A 21,511-nucleotide genomic window follows, 5' to 3' on the forward strand; every position below is an offset into this window, starting at 1 on the left:
TCAGTCCGAAAGGATTGGGGGTTTCTTCTTGGGCGACATTTGGAAATGCGTCCCTTAACGCCTGCCGCTGGCCGTTGCCGGCGTCCTTCGCCACCCGGCACTTGCAGGCCACACCGCTGCTCGCGGCCATGCGCTGTCCAGGATGAGCAATCCACCCTGACCTGATTGCTTTTTTGCGTGCAGACCTCCATATGCTGCTGTGCCGGTGCGTGACCGGCTGTTGGTGGATGCCCTGATGCCCGAGTTGCCCGAAGTCGAAACCACCGCGCGTGGCCTGGCGCCGCATCTGCTCGGGCTACGCATCCATGGCGTCATCCTGCGGCGGCCGGACTTGCGTTGGCCCATTGCCGAGCAGATCGAACGCTTGCTCCCTGGGGCCACCATCACGCAGGTCCGTCGACGCGCCAAGTACCTGCTGATCGATACCGATGCTGGTGGCAGTGCGCTGCTGCATCTGGGCATGTCCGGCAGCCTGCGCGTGCTGCCCGGCGATACGCTACCCCGCGCACATGATCATGTGGATATCAGCCTGGAAAACGGCCGCGTACTGCGCTTCAACGACCCGCGTCGGTTCGGTTGCCTGTTGTGGCAATCCGATACACAGGAGCACGAGTTGCTTGCTGGGTTAGGTCCGGAGCCATTATCACAGGCATTTACTGGCGATTATCTTTATGCGTTGTCGCGCGGTCGTCGTGCTGCGGTCAAAACCTTTCTGATGGACCAGGCAGTGGTTGTCGGCGTCGGCAATATCTATGCGGCTGAAAGCCTGCATCGTGCGGGAATCAGCCCGTTGCGTGAGGCGGGAAAAGTTTCTCTGGAACGCTACCGACGCCTGGCTATCGCGGTAAAAGAGATTCTGGGATATGCCATCCAGCGCGGAGGCACCACGTTGCGGGATTTCATCAATCCAGATGGCGCGCCGGGTTATTTCGAGCAGGAACTCACGGTGTACGGACGCGAAGGCGAACCTTGTAAACAGTGCGGCCGGCCCTTGAAGCATGCCACGATCGGGCAACGTGCAACGGTGTGGTGCGGAAGTTGCCAACGTTAAGGAAGCTCTGAACAACTCTGTCTCAGGCCTTCGATCGGAGCCTGAGCCAGGCTGCGTCACGCGTAAGCCCTTGATTTTCAGTAAGGGCACTTGTCGGGATCAGGCGAGGCTACAAGCTTCCCCCGATGGTCGGTGAGTTGTTCAGAGGTTCCTTAAGGCGCGTTGGAAAATTGCGCTGATGGCATGTGCAGATGGAGCACTCCGTCTTGGCAGTTACGCAGTCATTCCATGGGCTATGTGAGCTGCGTTTTTCCAGCGTCGCCGGAACCACTGTAAGCGTGCCTGCACCCTGGGATAGCACGGCTGACTAGTGAGTGCAGGAATGCTGGTGCGTTGCCGTGCCTCGCGCCACAATCGGTGCGTCCTGCGCGGCCAACTGCTGGCAGCGATCCATCCGGAGCAGGGGCAGGTGTATCTGGATGCGCCTGCGCAGCATCCCGAGCAAGGTCTGCTGGAGATGGAGGTGCATGCGCCGTATCGGCAGCTTGCGCCGGGTGCGCAGATGCGTGCGCAAGAGCAATGGACCTTGTTGCAGTACAGCGGAGCCGATGAGCCGCAAGCGCAGCAACAGTTCCTGTGCAGCAAGGCACAGGAGCTGGAGTTGCAGCAGGCATGTGTGGTGTCTTCGGCATCGCCTTGAGGCCCGCATTCACGTCCAGGCCGGGCTGTGGCTATGATGGCGCCATTCCCCGATCAGACCGATGCGCATGCAACGACGCCACTTCCTGAAGAATGCTGCCGCCGCCTTGGCCGCGCTCGGTTTGCCGGCATTACCGCAGTGGGCGTTGGCGGCCAAGGCCGTTGGTCTGCGTCGCTTGGGGCAGCCGCAGCCGTTCGACTACGGCTGGCTCAAGGGGCAGGCGCGTGCGTTGGCCAAGGCGCCGTACAAAAGCCACAAGCAGCTGCTTCCGGGGTCGTTGGAAGCATTGAACTGGGATCAATATCAGTCGATTCGCTACCGCCAGGACCATGCGCTGTGGGCTGACGGCAATGGCAAGTTCCAGGCGAAGTTTTTTCATCTGGGCCTGTATTTCCACACCCCTGTGCATATCTACGACATCGTCGACGGCAAGGCGCAGCAATTGGCCTACGATCCGGCGGCGTTCGATTACGGCAGCAGCGGACTCGGCGGCAAGCAGTTGCCCAAAGACCTGGGCTTTGCGGGGTTCCGGCTCAACACGCGCAAGGACACCGATCGCGATTTCTCGGCGTTTCTGGGTGCGAGCTATTTTCGTGCGGTGGGCAAGGAAGGCCAGTACGGGCAGTCGGCGCGCGGGTTGGCGATCGATACCGGAACCGGCGGGCCGGAGGAGTTCCCGGACTTCATCGCCTATTACCTGGAGCAGCCGGCAGACGATTCGAATACCGTCGTGGTGTACGGGCTACTGGACTCGCCCAGCGTTGCCGGCGCGTACCGCTTCGCCATCACCAATGGCGAGGTGCTGGTGATGGAGATCGACAGTGCGCTCTACCCGCGCAAGACCATCGAACGTCTTGGCATCGGCCCGTGCACCAGCATGTACCAGGTCGGCGAAAACGATAGCCGCATGGATTGGGACTGGCGCCCGGAGATTCACGACACCGACGGGCTGGCGATGTGGACCGGTGGCGGCGAATGGATCTGGCGCCCGTTGTGCAACCCGCCGCACCTGCGCTTCAACATGTTTGTCGATGAGAACCCGCGCGGGTTCGGTCTGCTGCAGCGCGATCGCAACTTCGACCATTACCAGGATGACGGCGTGTTCTACGAGAAGCGCCCGTGCCTGTGGGTGGAACCAAAGAGCGGCTGGGGCAAGGGCTCGGTGCAACTGGTCGAGATTCCGACCGTGGACGAGACCTTCGACAATATCGTGGCGTTCTGGAATCCGCAGGCCAAGCCGCAGCCGGGGCAAGAGCTGTTGATGGGCTATCGCTTGTATTGGGGCGCGCATCCGCCGGCCAGTTCGCCGTTGGCGCATTGCGTGGCCACGCGCACCGGGTTAGGGGGCATCGTCGGACAGAAGCGCAGCCATTTTTCCTGGCGATTTGCGGTGGATTTTGCCGGCGGCGATTTGCCGGCGGTGGTCAAGGATGCCAAGACCAAGGTCGAGGCCGTGATCCAGGTGTCGCGTGGCACGACCGAGATCGTGTCGGCGCGTCCACTGCACGAGCTCAAGGGCTATCGGGCGATGTTCGACCTGGTGCCGCCGGATGACAGCACCCAACAGATCGATATCCGCCTGTTCCTGCGCGCCAACGGCAGGCCGCTGAGCGAAACCTGGCTGTACCAGTGGACGCCGCCGCCGGCGAGCGAGCGCAAGCTCTACTAAGCACGGATGTGCGATGCGCTGGTGGGTGCCGGATGCGATGTCGCGCGGCGCGCCAAGCGGGTCTATCGCCGGTCTTGCGCACCGGCTAAAGCAGTCCGGCGGACGCAGCGCGTTGCCAGCCGGACTGCTCAGGCCGGCGTCGGGCGATCGACCAGCTGCATGCGCGTCCGTGGGCGCTCGCACGCCAGCTCCACGCGGAAAATGGTGCCTTCCTTGCCGCTGGTGATGCGCAACTCGCCTTGATGCGCCTGCGCGATCTGCGCGGCCATATGCAGGCCCAGATCCACTTCCGGGAGGGGCCGGCCGGCGGTATGCACGTGCGTGGAGGCGAGCAGCACATTCAGCCGGCGCGGGTCGATGCCGTCCAGATTGCAGACCTCGATGCGCAGGCGCCCCTGTTCGGTGACCGCAACCGCCTTGATCAACGAACTCTGCTGCCCCTGCACCACGGCGTTGATCATCATGCTGCCGAACATCTGCGCCAGACGCACCGCATCGCCATGCACCGGCTCGTCGATGGCCACATGCGTGGACAGCACCTGGTTGGGGTAGGCGGCGCGTGTTTCGTCAACCACCTGCGACAGCGCATCGAGCAAATCGCTGCCGTTGCCGTAATCCAGCTGCAGCCAGTCGCGTTCGATACCGCGCGCAAAATCGCAGGCGAAATCGATCAGTTCTTCCATGCGTTGCAGGCTGCGTTGCAGGCTGCGGATGGCGCCGCCCTGGCGCTGGTTGAGCGGGTCGATGGCGAGCACGTCCACCACTGCATGCATGGACTGCAGCGGGTTGCGCAGGTCGTGGCCGAGGATGCCGATGAATTCTTCGCGCAACCGCGCCGAGGCGCCGGCGCGGCCCAGTTCGCGGCGTGCGCGCCGCGATTCCTGCGCGCTTTCTTCGGCGCGTTGTTCGGCCTGGATCTGCGCGGCCAGCAACTGCGCCAGCAACTCGACCTTTTCCACCAACGGCGCGTCCATGACACGCGGTAGCGGGTCCAGCGCGCACAGAGTGCCGAACACGCTGCCGTCGTCGAACCTGATCGGCACCGAGACATAGCTCTCGAAGCCGTAGAGTCGGGGCGAGGGGTGATCGCGGAAGACCGGGTGCTCGGAGGCGTGGCCAAACCACAACGCGTTGCCCTGGGTGCGCACGCTATCGCAGAAGGTGGTGGCCAGCGGCAGCTCGTCGCCGGGCGCCAGGCCGAACGATAGCTCGTCGCGCACCTGGCAGGTGATCCAGCGCGTCTCGGTGACGCGGGCGACCGCAGCAAACCCCATGCCGGTCAGCCGAGTGAGAATGGTCAGCACGTCGGGTACCGACGAAAGCCGGCCGACACGCGCGATATCTGCACGTAATGCGGAAGGAAGCGGACCCATGCATTGCCTCCCGACAAGTGGATGATAGTCAGTCTACAGGGTTGTGGATGAGCCTGGTTGCATGCAGATCGCCGCAGCGACTCATCACGATACGCTGGGTGACGTCGCACACGTGCGGTGGTGGTGGAATGCCTGGCAGGGCTTTCCACCACCACCGACTAGATCATTGACGGCAGATCGGCTGAATTCTTCAGTGCAATCGGCGAGCAGCGTGCCTGCCCGACCACCAGCGGCGCCTGCGCGACAGCGGGCGCGGCGAGAGGGAGGCTGCGACCGGTGCGCCGTGCGATGGTGGGGCGAGCGATGCCACCGTCGTCACCCGCCGATGCCGCGAAGACATCTCCACATCTCCTGCATCGGTGGCATCCCGAACACGCGTGACGCGGGAATCATGCTGGTGCAGGGGCGCGTTACGAGCCCGCCGACGGCAGCGGCAATGCGATCTGCAACGGGTCGATGCGGCCTTCGCCACGCATGATCTTCTTGAACTCGGCGCGGCTGACCGATACGTAGCGCTCGTTGCCGCCGATCTCCACTTGCGGGCCGTCCTGCACCGCGTGCCCTTGCGCGTCCACGCGCACGGTCATGGTGGCCTTGCTGCCGCTGTGGCAGATGGTCTTGATCTCTTCCAGTTCGTCGGCCCAGGCCAGCAGGAACTGGCTGCCCTCGAACAGCTCGCCGCGAAAATCCGTTCGCAGGCCGTAGCACAGCACCGGGATGCGCAGCCGGTCGACCACTTCGCTCAGCTGCCAGACCTGCGCGCGGCTGAGGAACTGCGCTTCGTCCACCAGCACGCAATGCAACGCGCCCTCGGCCTGGATGTCGCGCTCGATGAGCTGCTGCAGCTCGGTGTCGCGATCGAACGCGCGCCCGTCTGCGCGCAGGCCGATCCGCGATGCGACCACGCCGCTGCCGGCGCGGTGGTCGAGTTTGGGCGTCAGGATCAGCGTCCGCATGCCGCGTTCGCGGTAGTTGTGCGCCGACTGCAGCAAGGTGGTGGTCTTGCCGGCATTCATCGCCGAATAATAGAAATAGAGCTTGGCCATCGGGTGATTTTACCGGGCCGGGCGGCTGCATGCAGCGCGTGCGGGCGTGGTGAGCGGCGCCGCTGGCTAACCGACGCCGGTGGGCGCTGCCGCCTCGCCTCCAATCCGCAGGCCTGTCCCCACATGACAGCGCAGCGGCCGAGCTGAACCCATCGCGCCGGCCAGCTGCGGGCAGCGCCGGTACAATGGCCCGCTCTGTCGGAAGCCCCTATGCACGGTCTCAATCCCCCGCAACGCGCCGCAGTGCTGCACTGCGAAGGTCCCTTGTTGGTGCTGGCCGGTGCCGGCAGCGGCAAGACGCGCGTGATCGTGGAAAAGATCGCGCATCTGATCGCGATCGGCCGCTATCCGGCCAAGCGCATCGCCGCGATCACCTTCACCAACAAGTCGGCCAAGGAAATGCGCGAGCGTGTGGCCAAGCGCATCCGCGGCGATGGCGCCGATGGCCTGACTATCTGCACCTTCCATGCGCTGGGGCTGAAGTTCCTGCAGATCGAACATGCCGCAGCCGGGTTGAAGCGTGGCTTTTCGATCTTCGATTCCGACGATGCCGCCGCCCAGATCAAGGACCTGATGCATGGCGCCAAGCCCGATGCGATCGAAGATGCCAAGAACCTGATCTCGCGCGCCAAGAATGCCGGCCTGTCGCCGGAACAGGCGATGGCTGCGGCACGCAGCAACCGCGAGAAGGAAGCGGCCAGCCTGTACGAGCGCTACCAGGCGCGGCTGACCACCTTCAACGCGGTGGACTTCGACGATCTGATCCGCCTGCCGGTGCAGATCCTGGAAGCCAACGAAGAGATCGTGATGGGCTGGCGCGAACGCATCGGCTACTTGCTGGTGGACGAGTGCCAGGACACCAACGATGCGCAGTATCGGCTGCTGAAGATGCTGGCCGGCCCGCGCGGCAACTTCACCTGCGTGGGCGACGACGACCAGAGCATCTACGCCTGGCGTGGCGCCAATCCGGAAAACCTGCAACAGATGGGGCACGATTATCCGGCGCTGGAAATCATCAAGCTGGAGCAGAACTATCGCTGCTCCAACCGCGTGTTGCGCGCAGCCAATGCCTTGATCGCACACAACCCGCACGAGCACTTGAAGACGTTGTGGAGCGACCAGGCCGACGGCGAACGCATTCGTGTGTGGGAATGCCGCGACAGCGAGCACGAAGCAGAAAAGGTGGCCGCCGAGATTTCGTTCCTGGGCACGGCCAAGCAGGTGCCGTGGAGCGATTTCTGCATCCTGTTCCGCGGCAATTTTCAATCGCGGCCGCTGGAAAAGGCATTGCAGCTGCTGCGCGTGCCGTACCACCTGACCGGCGGCACGGCGTTCCTGGAGCGACAAGAGGTCAAGGACGTGCTGTCGTGGCTGCGCCTGATCGTCAACCCCGAGGACGACGCGGCGTTCTTGCGCGCGGTGCAATCGCCCAAGCGCGAAGTGGGGGCGACCTCGCTGGCACGGTTGGCCGAACTGGCCAGTGCGAAGTCGGTGCCGATGTCGCGCGCGGCCGAGTCGATGGGCGCACTGCAGCATCTGCCGCCGCGTGCGGCCAATGGCCTGAGCGCCTTCACCGATATCCTGCGCGACATGCGCGAGCACTCGGCGACGATGCCGGCTGGCGAATTGGTGCGCACACTGGCCGAAAAATCCGGCCTGCTCAACGACCTGCGCAACCAGTCCAAGGACGAGACCGGCTTCCAGCGCCGCAAGCGCAATCTGGACGAGTTGGCCGAGTGGTTCGAAGGTGGCCCGCGCGGCGCGAGCGCCAGCGATCTGGCCGCGCAGCTGGCGCTGCTGTCGCGCAACGACAAGGACGATGGCGGCAACCAGGTGCGCATGATGACCATGCATGCGTCCAAGGGTCTGGAATTCCGCTACGTGTTTATCGTCGGCTGCGAAGACGGCGTGCTGCCGCATGAAGTGAGCCTGGAAGAAGGCAATCTGCAGGAAGAGCGTCGTCTGCTGTACGTGGGCATCACCCGCGCCAAGGAGCAGCTGTGGATGAGTCACAGCAAGCTGACGCGCAAGTTCGGCGAGCATGTGCGGCTCAAGCCGAGCCGGTTTTTCGATGAGATTCCGGCCGAAGAACTGCAGCGCGATGGCGCCGACCCGGTCGCCGATGCCGAGCGTAAGAAAGAGCGCGCCAGTGCCGGGCTTGCGGCGATCCAGGCGTTGTTTGACTGAGAGCAGCCGATCAAGCGACGGCGCTTGTCGTTGGTTGGGCGGGGCAATTGCGTGGTGCGGGGTTTGCGTCTGGCACCGCGCTCTGGCACGCGCTCGAGTACTGGCGGCGATTTATCGATCGTTGCAGGCGTGTCATGCGCTTCAACACGCCTGCGAGTCGCTGCTGCACGGACCCGCACATGCACTGGCAGCGTGGCAGTGGCCCGTTGTCGAAAGACGTGCGGCTGGCCGCATGCAGCATGCTCTGTGGCCGTTGACCATCGACGTTGACGTACCAGGTTGGCGACGCTGCATGCACGACGCTCACCGTCCGCTGGATCGGACGCGCATGCTCATCAGTGGTAGCGCGGCAAGGCTTGCCAGCGACATGCCTGCACGGCAGTCTGGTTTGCCTTGATGCCGGAGTGGGCCGTGACTATCGTGATCGAAACCCCGCGTTTGCGCCTGCGTACGCTGGATCCCGAGCGCGATGCCGATGCGATGCTGGTCTTGGTCAACGACCCCGGTTTTATCGCTGGCATCAATGATCGCGGCGTGCGTACCCGCGAGCAGGCGCGCGATCATCTACGTGAGTGGGCACAGGCGCACCAGGAAAAATACGGCTTTGCGCACTGGGCGGTGGAGACGCGCGCCGAGGGGGCGTTTGCCGGCACGCTGGGCTTGTTGTGCCGCGAGACTTTGCCGGGGCCGCATCTCGGCTTTGCACTGCTGCCGGCATATCGCGGGAAAGGCTACGTCAGCGAAGCCGGGCGTGCGGTGCTGGTCTATGCACGCGATGTGCTGGGGTTGCCTCAGCTGTGTGCGATCGCCTCGCCGGACAATGCCGCTTCGATTCGCGCGCTGGAAGCGCTGGGGCTGCAGCGCGAGGGGCTGCGCGTGTTGAGTCCCGGCACCGACGCGTTGGCGTATTACACGATCGATCTCGCTCGCGCCGACATGGACAGCCCCCCAGGTGTGCGGCACCCTGCCGGCCTGCCTCCGACTGCATAAGGACACCCGCATGCCGCTGCTGGTCAATGCCTATTCCACCTTGCGCGAACCGCGATGGCCTGAGTTCCTGCCGCACGCCGCCGTGCAGCATCGCGACCATGCCGATCCGGAACTGGCCAACCATCTGCATGGCTTTGTCGGCTATGTGAATCAGGCCGGCGACGGGCAAATGACCCAGTCGCGCTATCACCTGATGCGGCATGTGCAGCGGGTGCGGCAGCACTTCAGCTTCGAGGTCGACGACAGCGCGTTTGGCGATCTGGCGGACTGGGCCGAGCAGGCCAATGCGGTGTGCTTTCTGGCCGACGGCAGCGTGCGCGACCCGCAGGGACGGGTGCTGATCAGCCAGGGCGAGCCGGCGCTCGATGACCAAGCCCAGGTGCCGTACCCGCCGGATGCGCGCGAGCGGCGAGCGCATCACCTGGCGCAACTGAGTGCACAGGGCATCCGCGTACCGCCGAGCTTGCCGCCGGTGGCCGGCGAGGGTGAAGCGCGGGTGCGCGACGCGGCGGCGGTGACGCAACGGATGCTGGCGTTGTTTGCGGTGGCCTTGCGTGCGGAGATGCTGGCCGCCGGCGATGCGCCACCGGCGCTGGACGAGGTGGAGGCGCGCTTGCCCGGCGTGACGGCTGCGCTGTCGCCGCAGGAGCGCGCCTTCTTTGCCGAAGCGCACCCAGAGCAGCAGATGCTGGCCAACGTCGGCTGGCGTTACGAAAGCCTGGCCGTGTTGCAGTGGGCGCTGGGCCTGGCCGACGCCTTGCCGCAGCCAACCGCCCTGTGCGACGTGCCGCTGGCCGCGCAACGCGCGCTGGACCAAGCGCGGGCGCCCGCGCGCACGGTGCCGACGTTGCGGCCGCTGCCCGAATTGCTGGATGCCTTGGACCTGCATCTGCGCCTGCACTGGGCCGTGCGCCAGGCCGGTCACACCCAGCAGGCACCGCCGGCCGGCCTGGTGCCCGGCGTGGTGTACGAGCGTCATTACGCGCTCAACTGGCTGCTGCACTTCGAAGACGCGGACTGGGATGCGGTGGATACACCGACCTGAGCGGAGCGAGCACCGCTGCGACGGCGGCGCTGCGCGGCTCTCAGCGGCATGCATCCCGCATGGCGTTGTGTCTTCGCGCCCGCTTCAGCGTGTGGTTTTCATAGGCGCTAGCCGAGGAAGGACATGGCATGGGTCAGCGAGCGGTCGGTCTGCAGATCCAGCAAACGGCCGTGCGCGTCATGCAACAGCAGATGGCCGGACTGCTCGCGCACCTTGACCGCGATGCCCGCAGGCCAGTCCAGCGAGGCGACGATGCCGCCGTCATGGTGGCGCACCACCAGATAGCGCGAGCCGTGCGGCCAATGCAGGCCCACCAGGAATCCCGCTTCGAGCGCCACCACGCTTGAGCCCTCCGGCGCGCCGGCGGCGGCGCTGCGTTTGTGCAATCGGCATTGACGGGCCTTGCCGGTGTGCTGGTAGTGCAGCCAAATGTCGTCATCCGGATCGGCGCGCACATCCGCTTGCTGCGCGCTGCCGAGCCGATGCGCGAGCACCGGCGTTTGCGGCTCCACGCGCAGGGGATCGCGCGCCTTGAGGCGTCGCGCCGGCAGGCTGTAGGTCCAGTCCTCCAGGTGCTCGCGGGCCCGCACCAGGTACACCTCGCAATCGCTGAAGAATCCCGCCGCAATCACCGGGCCGGGCAGGTCGCCGACATGCCACAGCACGCTGTGCAGATCCTTGTCGGTATCGACCACCAGCAGCCGGTTGTCGACCACGATGCTCCAGCCGATTCCGCTGTAGCTGGGCGCAGCGTATTGCAGCGCGATCTGGCCAAGATCGCGCACCGCATGGGTGATCAGATCCAGCCGATGGACGGTGGACACGCGCTCGCGGGGGGCGATCGCCAGGGCGACCTGTCCGCTGTCGGCGATGACCACACCAAAGGCAGGCGCCGGGTAGCGCCGCAGCAGGCGCCCATGCGCGTCCACCACCGCCGCGCCGGCTTCGCCCAGGGCCAGCAGATAGCGGCGATTCGGGAGTGCAGCCACATCGTGGATGGCCGCCAGGCCGGCCTGCGGTGCCTGTAGTCGCAGGGTGGTGGCGCTATCCCATAGCCTGGATTGGCTGGCCGCGACGTGTGGTGTGAAGGCTGGAATATCGGCGCTGAGCAGGGGGTCCTTGGCCAGCTTCAGCAGCGTGGTCAGATCGCCGACGGACAGGCTGTTGCGTGCAAACGCATGATCGGCGGCAATCGCCGGCAGCAGCTGCCGCGCCAGCTGTTGCAGCGCGCGGTTGGGGGAAGCATCCACCAGCAGCGCTGCTGCCATTTCGCTGCGCGGTACGGGATCGGCGGCGGGGTCTGCAAGCGCGGCGATGCGGTCGGCGTAGTGGTCCAGCGTGTCCGGCAACAGCTGCGCGCGCTTGACCAGGGCGCGTGCGCGCAGCGTGCTGCCGGCCTGTTCTGCGGCCAGCAGCCACTGCGCGGCCTGGTTGCGCGCTTTGTGCAGCGGCCACACCGCGTCCACCGCCGCCAGCCAGTCGCCGGCCTGCACCAGTGCCTGGCCCCATTCCAGCCGCAGCGCGTCGGCCAGTGCGCGGTCGGTGCCGTGCAGCAGCTGGATTGCGGCGGCAAAGGCGCCATCGCGGCGCGCGACCTGCACCGCACGCGCGTGGTCGCCGGACAGCATCAGCAGCCGGATGATCATCGCCGCCGACATGTCCCAGCCCAGCGCCAGCTCCGCAGCCTGTTTGTAACGGGCGTGCTTGACCAGATAGTCGAGCGCCTCCTGGCGCGCATTGAGCAATTCGGCCAGGACGAACACCGCACGATCGATCTGCCCCTCGCGGTCCAGGCGCGCGAAGGCGCTGCGATAGGTCGCGCGCAGGTGCGCCTGCAGCTCTTCGCCCAGGCCGATGCTGGTGCCGGCGCCGCGCGTGCGCGACAGACTCAGGTCGCTGCGCCGCTGTGGCACCCCGAACGCCTGCCCCAAGGATTCGCCCACGCCATCGAGCGGCAGCGCGTTGCGCAAGGCTTCGTCCAGATCGCCGTTTTCGAACTGGCGCAGCATCCGGCGCATGTAGGCACCCTGGCGATGTCCGACCAGGCCGGCCATCCGCGAGGCAACCAGTGCGCGGGCAAGCCGCGTGCGCCACGCCGATACCGCTGCGGCACCCCGGCGTGCCGGCACGGTCGCGTTCTGCCCGGTGGCTGCCGATCCGTGCGACGCCGGTGCGTGCTCGCTGCTCAGGGCGCGCTGAGCGCGCGTCAGCAGGCGTTGCCACAGCGTGTTGTTTTGCACGTCGGGGCGCTGCGTCTTTAACGCCTGCAGGAACGCATCGCGCTCGGCGCTGGCTGGCGGGACGGCATTGCCCAGCAGTTGCCGCAGCGGTTTGCCGCGCAGCCGGTCCACCTCCAGCGGTGGCGCGCTCGGGCTGCAGTCGTAGGGCATGTGCAGCGGGTAGCCGGACACGTCGATCGCCTCGGAAGGATCCAGCGCCACGGCGTGTTGCCACTGCAAGACGATCACCTGGGCGCCATGGACCAGGCCGATATCGGCGGGGGGCAACTGCGCCGCCTCGGCGGCGGTCAACGCGCCCGAGAACAGGCCGCCATGCACCTGGCACAGCACCAGGCCGGGCGCCTGCTCGCAGACCAGCGCACGCGGCGCGGCAAAGCACAGCACATCGCCGTCGGCGAAGCGCAGCGCCCGGCTACCCGGTTGCCAGGCGCGCACGAGCCTGGCCAGGCGTTGCTCCGGGCCGAGCCACGCGGCCGCGAACCACAACGCCGACACCATCTGGCTGCCGTGCCATAGCGGGTACCGCACGCTGCCGCCCGCGTTGTTCGTGTGCGCGGGGTTAATCATGGCCGGGTTGCTCGGCCTGGCCCTGCACGACCATCAACGGGGTCAGCCCGCCATCGCCCAAGATCCACGCCTGCCCCTGCAGGGTGACCAGTGCGACCCGCGCACCATCGCTGGACACCGCCGCGGCGCTGATCTCGCTGGCGGCGTGATGCAGCGTCCGCCGGCCGCTGGCCCCGATGGCGAGCAGCGCGCGACGATCGGCGCGCAGCACCAGCAGCAGGCTGTGCTGCGGCGCGTCCGGGTCGCCGACCAGGCCGATCGGTCTGTCGCCGGACGCCACGATCGCCTCGAATTCCTGAAAGCCATCGGCCGGCCCTCCGTGCAGCACCCGGTAGGCCAGCGAGCGGTCGCCGCCGGCCTGGCGGCTTGCCAGTTCGAGGGCGATGGCGCCACGCCATTGACCCTCCTGGACCAGGCTGCGCAGCAACACGACCGGCGGACGCGACCCCAACGGCAGCTGCAGGACGAGGTCCTGCTTGCCGGTGCGATGCAGGCGCAGCAGCCGCAGCTCGCCTGCGACATGGGTGGCGTAGAGCGCGTGTTCGGCATCGCCTTGCGCCAGCGCCACCACCTGCCCGGCGATCTCGCTGCCTTGCGCAACCCGCTGCCACTGGTGGCTATCGCGCGTCCATGTCATCAGCCGGCCGTGCTGGTCCCACAGCAGGAACCGCTGCGGCATGCCGCCGCTGTTGAGCCACACGCACGGACGCAGCCGCACCTGGCCTGGCGCGGGGCAGATGCTCTGCCCGCCGGCCTCGATGGGGCCGGGCATGCCCTCGAGATTCCAGAACTCGGCCCGCTCCCGGATGGCCACGATGCCGCCCAGGTGCTTGTTCTGCGCCGCAAGGCACAGCGGCTGACCGCCTTGCGCCCATTGGTGGTAGCGCGGCGCCGCCCGTTTGCCGATGTCGGCGTGCTGCACCTTCACCATCGCGCTGCGCCAGCCGTCTGCCAGCAGCAGCGCGACATGGCTGCCGTCCGGGCTGAACAGCGGCGCGTGGCGCAGCGAAAACTTGCCCTTGACCACGTGTTTTGCGGCGTCGGCCTCGGCCGGGCGTTGGGTGTCGATGAAGTGCCCGCGCAGCAGCTGCGTGGCGGCCATGCTGGCAGGCACCGGCAACAGGCTGCTGCGGGTGCCGTGGCGCGTCTGCAGCACCACCTGCAGATGCGCATTGGCTGCAGGCAGGATGCCGGCCTGGTGGTGGAACGGTGACGCACGCACCGGTTGCGCGCCGATCCACCAGCACTCGCTGGTGGTCGGCGTGGTGCTTGCCAACTGCGTCGCCCAGGCCTGCGCATGCTGCGTGCCGGTCGCCTCGAAGGTGCGGCCCAGCAGCAGCTGGTGCAGCCGGGCGGGGCTGTCGGCGTCGTGCAGGTCGCCGGGCAGATGCGCCAGGCCCCAGACAAAGCGCGCATTGGCCGCCTGCGCACGGCGTGCCAGCAGGATCCACAACGCAATCTGCGCCAGGCGCGGTGCGCCCCATTGCGCCGGACCGGCATCGAAGATCGCCACCAGACGGGCATCGCGCGTGCGGGCCTGCATCCGGGGCACCAGGAACAGGTGCTCGGCGTGCGCGGCGCGGCGCAGGAATTCCTCCGGCAGTGCGTCGGCCAGTGCCCACTCGCTCAGCAGCAGGTGCTCGTAGCTGCCGCGCCGACGCAGATCGTCGATGCCGTCCGGCTCGCTGTCGCCGTCTTGGCGGCGCAGGCGACTGGCGCGTCCGAGCAAGGGGTCCAGGCGCACCAACCAGGTGCCGAGCTGGGCGGCGATGTGCGGGTCGAACCAATCCAGCCACAGCCGCCAGGCCTGCAGCGGGGCGGGCACCTGCAGCGCGGCGCTCACGCGGCCTCCCAGCGCTGTCGGATCTGCGCCACGACCTCGGTACGCGCCGGCAGCAACCGATGCAGCGGCAGCACCAGTGCCGGTGAGCGCAGCAGCAACAGCGGCTGCGCTCCGTGCTGGCGGCGCAGCGCACGCTCCAGCAGTTCCAGCGGCAGGTCGGGGCGTTCGGCGGTGGGCAGCCACAGCCCAGCGGCGTCCGCGCGCGGTGCCACGTAGTGCACGCCGTCGGCCCAGGGCAGCTGCGGCGCAGGGCCGGTCAGCAGCAAGGCCTGCGCCGTGGCGGTGACCAGTAAGCCCGCACCGTCGGGCAAGCGTGCCCATGCCGCCAGCAACCCGCGTGCGGCATCGCCCACGCCGATCACGCCCTGCGGGGCGACCGGCACCGGCTCGTCCTGCCACGACCAGTTCACGCGCCGCTGCCGATCTGCTCGATCAGGCGCGTGCGTTCGTGGGCCAGCTCGGCCGGCAGCGAGGCGGCCGTGAAGTTGGCATCGATCTCGCGCAGCAAGGCTTCGGCCATGGTGCGCAGGGCGGGACTGTGCTGATCCTGCAGGCAGCGCTGGGCCGCCTCGACCAGCCGCGCGGTGCGCGAGAGCGGTTGCAGCGCGGCCTGTTCGACGGCCGCGCGCAAGGTGGGATTGGCAGCGGCGGCCAGCGTGCCGCGCAGCAGGTCCTGTGCGCTGGCTTGCTGCTCGCGCGTCGGCAGCACATAGAACAGCGGCCACAGATCGGCCTCGCTGGCCTGGGTGCGTCCGGCCAGCACGCAGGCGGCGGCGATCAGCCGCTGGGTCTTGACCAGACGACGGTCCGACAGCTGCATGCCTGCGCCGCGCAATGTGCGGATCGCCGCGGCGAGCGCCGTGCGTGCGCCATCCATGTCCACCGCACGCGCCTGTTCGCACAACAGGTCCAGGTCGGCCAGCCCGGCGACAGGCTGCAGCGGCGCACGCTCGGCCTGCCATCCGCCGGCCAGCAGCGCGTCGAGTTGATGGTCCGCCACCGGGTCGACGAACAGATGCAGCAGGAAGCGGTCGCTGAAGGCCGCCAGCGCATCGTCTTCCGGCAGCGCGTTGGCCGCGCCCACGCACAGGCGCAACGGGCAGGGCAGGTCGGTCTGGCCACGGCGGAAGCGGCGTTCGTTGAGCAGCCCGAGCAAGGTGTTGAGGATCGCGGTGGAACCGAGGAAGACTTCGTCGAGGAAGGCGATGTCGGCTTCGGGCAACATCCCGGTCACATCGATCTGCACGCTGCCCTCGCGCAATTTGCGCAGGTCCACCGGGCCGAACAGCTCGGCCGGTTCGGTGAAGCGGCCCAGCAGATATTCGAAATAGCGCCCGCCCAGTGCGGCGGCGACGCGCCGCACCACCGCACTCTTGGCGGTGCCCGGCGGGCCGATGATCAGCAGATGTTCCTGCGCCACTGCCGCGAGCACGATCAACTCGGCCAGCTGGTCGCGCTCGATCAATCCGGTGGTGGCGGCCTGGACGGTGGCGCGAATGCGCGCGGCGGCGGGATGGGCGTGCATGCAATCGGTCCTTCGAACAAATCATGCGGCGCGGTGCAGGCACCGGTGACCGCCTGTGGAACGGCAATGGAACGGTGGTACGTGGCATTAACGAGGTTGCCACGACCGTGTGGGTATCCTGTCAGCTCACCGAGCCAGGGAGGCAATGCAATGACGATCGGCGAGTATTCGGAATTCTATCGCGGCAAGCGCGTGGTGGACTTCAGTGTGGACCAGCCCGCCAGCGGCGGAGACGTGGTGTACCGGCTGCGCCAGGACTACGAAGGCGAAGGCAGCCAGGCGGAGTTGCTCGACAGCCTGCTGGCCCAGGTCGATCCGGCCAGCATCCAGGCATTGATCATCGGCCCCTGGCGCGAATCCTACGAGGAAGGCCCCAGCGGCTATCTGCAGCGGCTGATCGAACGCCGCGATGAATTGAGCGCGCTGCGCGCGCTGTTCGTTGGCGACATGGTCTGCGAGGACTGCGAGGTGTCGTGGATCATCCAGACCGACTACACCCCGCTGCTGGCGGCGTTCCCGGCGCTGCAATCGCTGCGCGTGCGCGGTTCGTCCAAATTGGTGCTGACCCCGTTCACGCATACCCAGCTGCAGGAACTGGCGATCGAATGCGGTGGGCTGCCGTCTGCCATCGTGCAGGCGATCGCCGACTCCACGCTGCCGGCGCTGCAGCACCTGGAGCTCTGGCTGGGCGTGGAGGATTACGGCTACGACGGCGACCTGGGCACCTATCAGCGGCTGCTGGCAGCCATCGGCCCGGAGCGTTTGCGTTATCTGGGCCTGCGCAATGCAGCCAACACCGACGAACTGGCGACCTGGCTGGCCACCCAACCGTGGCTGGGCAGCCTGGACACGCTGGACCTGTCGCTGGGCACCATCGGCGATGTCGGTGCGCGGGCGCTGGTCGAAAGCACCCAGCTGGGCCAGCTGCAGCGGATCGACCTGAGCCATCACTACATTTCTGCCGACTGGCAGGCCCGTCTGGCGACGTTGCCGGTCACGGTGATCCTGGAAGACCCCGAAGAGGAAGAAGACGACGAGCGCTACGTCGCTGTCTCCGAATGACGTGAGCGCGCATTGGGTGTTGGTGGGGCCGCGCGACAGCCGCAGGGTCGCCGCCCTGCAGCAGGCATTGCAGGCGCAGGGGCAGCCTGTGGCGACGGTGTTCGATTATCTGCAGCTGCTGGACACCACGGCGCCGTTGCAGGACTGGCTGGCGCGGCATCCGGCCGCGCTGGTCAAGCTGGAATCGCCGGGCGAGGCGCCGGCGCTGCATCAGGCGCTGATCGTGCGCGGTTGGCACTGTCTTGGACAGCCCGGGCCGGTGCCTGCGCCATTGGCGCATGGCGAACTGGCGCATCAGCACCTGTGGCATGCCGGGTTTGCAGACCTGCTCGCGACCTTGCCGGCCGCGCGCTATCTCAATCCACCAGCGGAGCTGCTGGCAATGACCGACAAACGGGGCTGCCAGCAGCGTTTGGCTGCGGCAGGGGTCAGCGTGCCGACGCTGCTGGGCACGGTCGATGGCTACGCCAGCCTGCGCGAACGCCTGCAGGCCAGCGGCTGCACCCAGGCATTTTTCAAGCCGCGCTACGGTTCCTCCGGGGCGGGCGTGCTTGCGTATCGCTGGCACCGCGACGGACGCCAGATCGCCAGCGGTTCTGCCGAGCTGGTGGTGCAGGACGGCCAGGTACGCGTGTTCAACGCCTTGCGCCAGCGCCGCTATACCCGCACCGAGGAGATCGCGCCGCTGGTCGATGCGATCGCCGCGCAGGGCGCATATCTGGAACAGTGGATTCCCAAGCCGCGCGCGCCCGGCCTGCCCGGGTATCACTACGACCTGCGCGTGGTCGCGTTCGACGGCGTGGCGCGGCAACGCGTAGCACGTGCCAGCCGCGGCCCGTTGACCAATCTGCACCTGGGCAACCGGCGCCTGCCGGCGCAGGCCTGGCAGAGCGCCGAGGTGGATGCAGCCGTGGCCAGCACCGTGGCGCAGGCGGCCAGCGCGTTTGCCGACTGTCGCATGATCGGTTTCGACCTGATCCAGCGCGCCGGGCGCTGCCATGTGCTCGAAGCCAACGGCTTTGGCGATCTGCTGCCGCAGCTGCGCTGGCAGGGGCGCACCACGTACGAGGATCAGGCAGCCCTTGGTACCGTCTTCGCCACTGCTGGCATGACCGCCGATGCGCGCTGCGAGAACCGCCTGCATGGCTGAGATGCTGCCGGACATGCGCGCCATCGTCGGTGCGCACGACATCGTGCTGATCACGTTGGATACGCTGCGCTACGACGCTGCGCAGCGCTGTTTTGCGCGGGGCGAACTGCCGGTGCTGGCGCCGTATCTGCCGGCCGCCGGCTGGGAGCGGCGGCACACGCCAGGCAGTTTTACGTATGCGGCGCACATGGCGTTCTTCGCCGGGTTTTTGCCGACCCCGGCGCGCCAGGGCCCGCATCCGCGCCTGTTTGCGCTGGCCTTCGATGGCAGCGAGACCATCGTCGCGCAGACCCAGGTGTTTGCCGACAGCGGCGATATCGTCGATGGCCTGGCACGCTGCGGGTACCACACGGTGTGCATCGGCGGCACCGGCTTTTTCAACAAGGCCAACGCGCTCGGCACGCAGTTGCCCGGCCTGTTCCGCGAAAGTCACTGGTCGCCGGAGTTTGGCGTCACCGCCGCCGATTCGACCGAGCGCCAGGTCGCCCTGGCCTGCGCTCGCCTGGGCGACCCCGCGCTGCGCGATACCCGCTGTTTTCTCTTCATCAACGTTTCGGCCTTGCATCAACCCAATTGCCATTACGTGCCAGGCGCGGTGCGCGACGACTTCGACAGCCACTGCGCCGCGCTGCGTTATGTGGATGCGGCGCTGGCGCCGTTGTTTGCCGCGCTGCGCGCGCGCGGCGGTGCGTTTGCCATCGTCTGTTCCGATCACGGCACTGCCTACGGCGAGGATGGCTACCATGGCCATCGCCTGGCCCACGAGGTGGTGATGACCGTGCCTTATGCCCATTTCCTGGTGACCCCATGAGCCTGCCTTCGTTGACCGAGTTACTGCGTCAGCCGCCGTATCAGGCCTATTCGTACTCGTATCCGCACAAGACCAGTTACCGGCCGCTGCAGCCGGCCGTGCCGTTGTCGCAGGTCTGGGCCGACGAACCCCGGCACGCACTATTTCTGTACCTGCACATCCCGTTCTGCTCGTACCGCTGCGGGTTCTGCAATCTGTTCGCGCTGGCGCGCCCGGCACCGGCGCAGGTAGAGGCGTATCTGGCGCAGATGGAGCAGCAACTGCGCGCCACCGTGCAGGCGTTGGGTACGCACCGCTTCGTGCGTTTTGCGATGGGCGGCGGCACGCCGAGCTATCTGGATCCGGCGCAATTGCAGCGCGTGTTCGACATGGTGGCGCGCCACGCGACGATTGCGCTGGACACCATTCCGGCCGGCATCGAGGTCTCGCCGGAAACCGTCGACGCCGAGCGGCTGCGGGTCTGCCGGCAGGCCGGCATCGATCGGGTCAGCATGGGCATCCAGAGCTTCAGCGCTGCCGAAGTGAGCGCACTGGTGCGGCCGCAGCAGCGCGACACGGTGGAGCGGGCGATCGCCACCATTCGCGCCCAGGACATCCCGACGTTGAACCTGGATCTGATCTACGGCATCGCCGGGCAGACCGTGGACAGCTTCCTGGCCTCCATCGACAGCGCACTGCAGCATGCTCCCGAAGAGCTGTATCTGTATCCGCTGTACGTGCGTCCGATGACCGGCCTGGGCCGGATCGAGGCCAAGAGCGGCGGGCGACGCAGCTTCGTGCTGCAACCCGAGCCGCTGGACGAGCGTCTGGTGCTGTACCGCGCCGGCCGCGACCATCTGTTGGCAGCCGGCTATACGCAGGTGTCGATGCGCATGTTCCGCGCCCCGCATGCGCGCGATAGCGACGCGCCGGTGTACTGCTGCCAGAGCGATGGCATGGTGGGCATCGGCTGCGGCGCGCGCTCGTATACCGCCGGCCTGCATTACTCCAGCGAATACGGGGTCAGCCGGCGCTCGGTCGCGGAGATTCTCGAGCACTATCTGGCGCGCGATCAGGCCAGCTTCGCCAGCGCCGACTACGGCATCGCGCTGGAGGCCGACGATGCCATGCGGCGGCATGCGATCCAGTCGCTGCTGGTGTTTCCCGGGCTGGACCGCGACGCGTTCCGTCAGCGCTTCGGCCTCGATTGTGTGGACGCCTTGCCGCAGCTGCAGGAGTTGCTGGCGCTGGGGCTGGCGCAGCAACACGGAGCGCTGCTGGCGCTCACCGCCGCGGGCATGGAGCGGGCCGACACCATCGGCCCGTGGCTGACCTCTGCGCCGATTGTCGAGCGCATGCAGCAGTACCAGGTCGGGTAAGCGGCCGATGCATCTGTCATTGCTCTATCGGGGAAGGCTGAGCAGCTGCAATTACGCTTGCGATTACTGCCCGTTCGCCAAGACCTACGACAGCCCCGCCGCGCTGCGCCGCGATGCGCAGGATCTGGCGCGGTTCGTCGGCTGGGCACAGGCGCAGACGCGGCCGTTGTCGATCCTGTTCACGCCCTGGGGCGAGGGCCTGGTGCGGCGGCATTACCGCGAGGCGATGGTGCAGCTGAGCCAGCTGCCGCAGCTGCGCCGCGTGGCGATCCAGACCAACCTGTGCATGGGCATGCGCTGGCTCGACGCGGCCAATCTCGACCGCCTGGCGTTGTGGTGCACCTACCATCCCAGCCAGGTGACACGCGCGGCGTTCCTGCAGCGCTGCCAGGCGTTGCGCGAACGCGGCGTGCGCCACAGCGTGGGCATGGTGGCCTCGCACGCGCACCTGGACGAGATCGAGGCGCTGCGTGCGGCCTTGCCCGACACCACGCCGATGTGGCTCAACGCCTTCGATCCGCGTCCGCCCGATTACTACACGCCCGAGCAGGTACAGCGCTTGAGCCGGATCGATCCGCATTTCGGCTACAACCTCGCTCCGCCGCCCAGCTTCGGCGCGCCCTGCCTGACCGGCGAATCGGTGCTGTCGGTGGATGGCGACGGCAGCGTGCGGCGCTGCCACTTCGTCGATACGCCGCTGGGCAATCTGTACGACGGCAGTTTCGCGGCGCAGCTGCGTGCCCGCAGCTGCCCCAACACGCGGTGCGATTGCTTTATCGGCTACGTGCATCGGCCGGACCTGCCGTTCCAGGCCGACTACGCAGGCGGCGTGCTGGAACGGGTACCGGCGACGGCGTGATCCGGCCAGTGCCGACCGGTGACTTGGCCCGAAGCGGCCAACAGTCTGGCAGGCGGTGATCGGGGAATGGCGCGCAGTCACCGCAGTGCGCGCCT

16 protein-coding genes and 1 pseudogene are annotated in these 21,511 nt (G+C 67.2%); 11 read left to right on the forward strand and 6 right to left on the reverse strand.

Going from position 1 to position 21,511, the window contains the following annotated elements; translation table 11 throughout:
• The first annotated feature begins 235 nt into the window (after nt 1–235).
• From mutM to GGR61_RS05625, 3 genes and pseudogenes are all read left to right on the forward strand, one after another.
• Nucleotides 236–1,051: a bifunctional DNA-formamidopyrimidine glycosylase/DNA-(apurinic or apyrimidinic site) lyase gene (gene mutM / locus GGR61_RS05615; protein ID WP_184620943.1), complete on the forward strand. Its 816-nt coding sequence runs from the start codon at nt 236–238 to the stop codon at nt 1,049–1,051.
• Nucleotides 1,052–1,430: 379 nt separating this feature from the next.
• Nucleotides 1,431–1,691 (forward strand): annotated as a pseudogene (locus GGR61_RS05620) (DUF4380 domain-containing protein); the annotation flags it as partial.
• A 67-nt stretch (nt 1,692–1,758) separates the two neighbouring features.
• The gene (locus GGR61_RS05625; protein ID WP_221237294.1) at nt 1,759–3,360 is read left to right on the forward strand and encodes a glucan biosynthesis protein D; all 1,602 of its coding nucleotides are present in this window, start codon (nt 1,759–1,761) and stop codon (nt 3,358–3,360) included.
• Nucleotides 3,361–3,488: 128 nt separating this feature from the next.
• Here GGR61_RS05625 and GGR61_RS05630 read toward each other — a convergent pair whose 3' ends face one another.
• A complete protein-coding gene (locus GGR61_RS05630; protein WP_184620744.1) occupies nt 3,489–4,733 on the reverse strand; it encodes a GAF domain-containing sensor histidine kinase in 1,245 nt (414 codons plus the stop codon).
• Between the two features lie 410 nt (nt 4,734–5,143).
• Nucleotides 5,144–5,779, reverse strand: coding sequence for a thymidine kinase (locus tag GGR61_RS05635; protein ID WP_184620745.1), 636 nt, complete (start codon nt 5,777–5,779; stop codon nt 5,144–5,146).
• 210 nt (nt 5,780–5,989) lie between these two features.
• Here GGR61_RS05635 and rep point away from each other — a divergent pair, with 210 nt between their 5' ends.
• From rep to GGR61_RS05650, 3 genes are all read left to right on the forward strand, one after another.
• A complete protein-coding gene (gene rep / locus GGR61_RS05640; protein WP_184406602.1) occupies nt 5,990–7,966 on the forward strand; it encodes a DNA helicase Rep in 1,977 nt (658 codons plus the stop codon).
• Between the two features lie 393 nt (nt 7,967–8,359).
• A complete protein-coding gene (locus GGR61_RS05645) occupies nt 8,360–8,956 on the forward strand; it encodes a GNAT family N-acetyltransferase (protein WP_260286976.1) in 597 nt (198 codons plus the stop codon).
• Nucleotides 8,957–8,966: 10 nt separating this feature from the next.
• Entirely contained in the window at nt 8,967–10,001 is a 1,035-nt protein-coding gene (locus GGR61_RS05650) for a DUF4272 domain-containing protein (RefSeq protein WP_184620747.1), read from the forward strand.
• A 107-nt stretch (nt 10,002–10,108) separates the two neighbouring features.
• On the opposite strand, the gene GGR61_RS05655 is transcribed toward GGR61_RS05650, so the two are convergent.
• Genes GGR61_RS05655 through GGR61_RS05670 form a run of 4 tightly spaced genes read right to left on the reverse strand, consistent with a single transcriptional unit; the run spans nt 10,109 to nt 16,176 of the window.
• Entirely contained in the window at nt 10,109–12,808 is a 2,700-nt protein-coding gene (locus GGR61_RS05655; protein WP_184620748.1) for a bpX6 domain-containing protein, read from the reverse strand.
• Nucleotides 12,801–14,651 carry a hypothetical protein gene (locus tag GGR61_RS05660; RefSeq protein WP_184620749.1) on the reverse strand — a complete coding sequence of 617 codons (1,851 nt, stop codon included), beginning with the start codon at nt 14,649–14,651 and terminating at the stop codon, nt 12,801–12,803. The genes GGR61_RS05655 and GGR61_RS05660 overlap by 8 nt, the downstream gene beginning before the upstream one ends.
• Nucleotides 14,648–15,061, reverse strand: a complete 414-nt coding sequence (locus GGR61_RS05665) for a hypothetical protein (RefSeq protein ID WP_184620750.1) — start codon at nt 15,059–15,061, stop codon at nt 14,648–14,650. The genes GGR61_RS05660 and GGR61_RS05665 overlap by 4 nt, the downstream gene beginning before the upstream one ends.
• A complete protein-coding gene (locus tag GGR61_RS05670) occupies nt 15,058–16,176 on the reverse strand; it encodes an AAA family ATPase (RefSeq protein WP_184620751.1) in 1,119 nt (372 codons plus the stop codon). The genes GGR61_RS05665 and GGR61_RS05670 overlap by 4 nt, the downstream gene beginning before the upstream one ends.
• A gap of 150 nt (nt 16,177–16,326) precedes the next feature.
• On the opposite strand from GGR61_RS05670, the gene GGR61_RS05675 reads away from it, so the two are divergent.
• From GGR61_RS05675 to GGR61_RS05695, 5 genes are read left to right on the forward strand one after another with little or no spacing between them, the layout of a single operon-like run.
• Nucleotides 16,327–17,238: an STM4015 family protein gene (locus GGR61_RS05675; RefSeq protein ID WP_184620752.1), complete on the forward strand. Its 912-nt coding sequence runs from the start codon at nt 16,327–16,329 to the stop codon at nt 17,236–17,238.
• Nucleotides 17,239–17,257: 19 nt separating this feature from the next.
• Nucleotides 17,258–18,388 carry an STM4014 family protein gene (locus tag GGR61_RS05680; RefSeq protein WP_184620944.1) on the forward strand — a complete coding sequence of 377 codons (1,131 nt, stop codon included), beginning with the start codon at nt 17,258–17,260 and terminating at the stop codon, nt 18,386–18,388.
• Nucleotides 18,381–19,199 (forward strand): STM4013/SEN3800 family hydrolase, encoded by an 819-nt coding sequence (locus GGR61_RS05685; protein WP_221237295.1) that lies wholly within the window; start codon nt 18,381–18,383, stop codon nt 19,197–19,199. Before GGR61_RS05680 ends, GGR61_RS05685 begins: the two co-directional genes overlap by 8 nt.
• The gene (locus GGR61_RS05690) at nt 19,196–20,557 is read left to right on the forward strand and encodes an STM4012 family radical SAM protein (protein ID WP_184620753.1); all 1,362 of its coding nucleotides are present in this window, start codon (nt 19,196–19,198) and stop codon (nt 20,555–20,557) included. Before GGR61_RS05685 ends, GGR61_RS05690 begins: the two co-directional genes overlap by 4 nt.
• Before the next feature lie 7 nt (nt 20,558–20,564).
• Complete coding sequence (locus GGR61_RS05695; RefSeq protein WP_184620754.1) at nt 20,565–21,416, forward strand: STM4011 family radical SAM protein; 852 nt, start codon at nt 20,565–20,567, stop codon at nt 21,414–21,416.
• Nucleotides 21,417–21,511: the final 95 nt, after the last annotated feature.

The sequence above is a fragment of the Xanthomonas sp. 3058 genome (genome assembly GCF_014199765.1).
Lineage (GTDB): Bacteria > Pseudomonadota > Gammaproteobacteria > Xanthomonadales > Xanthomonadaceae > Xanthomonas > Xanthomonas campestris_B.

Coding starts and splice junctions, on each gene's coding strand:
- mutM (WP_184620943.1), top strand. CDS start 236: ATGCCCGAGTTGCCCGAAGTCGAAACCACCGCGCGTGGCCTGGCGCCG.
- GGR61_RS05625 (WP_221237294.1), top strand. CDS start 1,759: ATGCAACGACGCCACTTCCTGAAGAATGCTGCCGCCGCCTTGGCCGCG.
- GGR61_RS05630 (WP_184620744.1), bottom strand. CDS start 4,733: ATGGGTCCGCTTCCTTCCGCATTACGTGCAGATATCGCGCGTGTCGGC.
- GGR61_RS05635 (WP_184620745.1), bottom strand. CDS start 5,779: ATGGCCAAGCTCTATTTCTATTATTCGGCGATGAATGCCGGCAAGACC.
- rep (WP_184406602.1), top strand. CDS start 5,990: ATGCACGGTCTCAATCCCCCGCAACGCGCCGCAGTGCTGCACTGCGAA.
- GGR61_RS05650 (WP_184620747.1), top strand. CDS start 8,967: ATGCCGCTGCTGGTCAATGCCTATTCCACCTTGCGCGAACCGCGATGG.
- GGR61_RS05655 (WP_184620748.1), bottom strand. CDS start 12,808: ATGATTAACCCCGCGCACACGAACAACGCGGGCGGCAGCGTGCGGTAC.
- GGR61_RS05670 (WP_184620751.1), bottom strand. CDS start 16,176: ATGCACGCCCATCCCGCCGCCGCGCGCATTCGCGCCACCGTCCAGGCC.
- GGR61_RS05675 (WP_184620752.1), top strand. CDS start 16,327: ATGACGATCGGCGAGTATTCGGAATTCTATCGCGGCAAGCGCGTGGTG.
- GGR61_RS05685 (WP_221237295.1), top strand. CDS start 18,381: ATGGCTGAGATGCTGCCGGACATGCGCGCCATCGTCGGTGCGCACGAC.
- GGR61_RS05690 (WP_184620753.1), top strand. CDS start 19,196: ATGAGCCTGCCTTCGTTGACCGAGTTACTGCGTCAGCCGCCGTATCAG.
- GGR61_RS05695 (WP_184620754.1), top strand. CDS start 20,565: ATGCATCTGTCATTGCTCTATCGGGGAAGGCTGAGCAGCTGCAATTAC.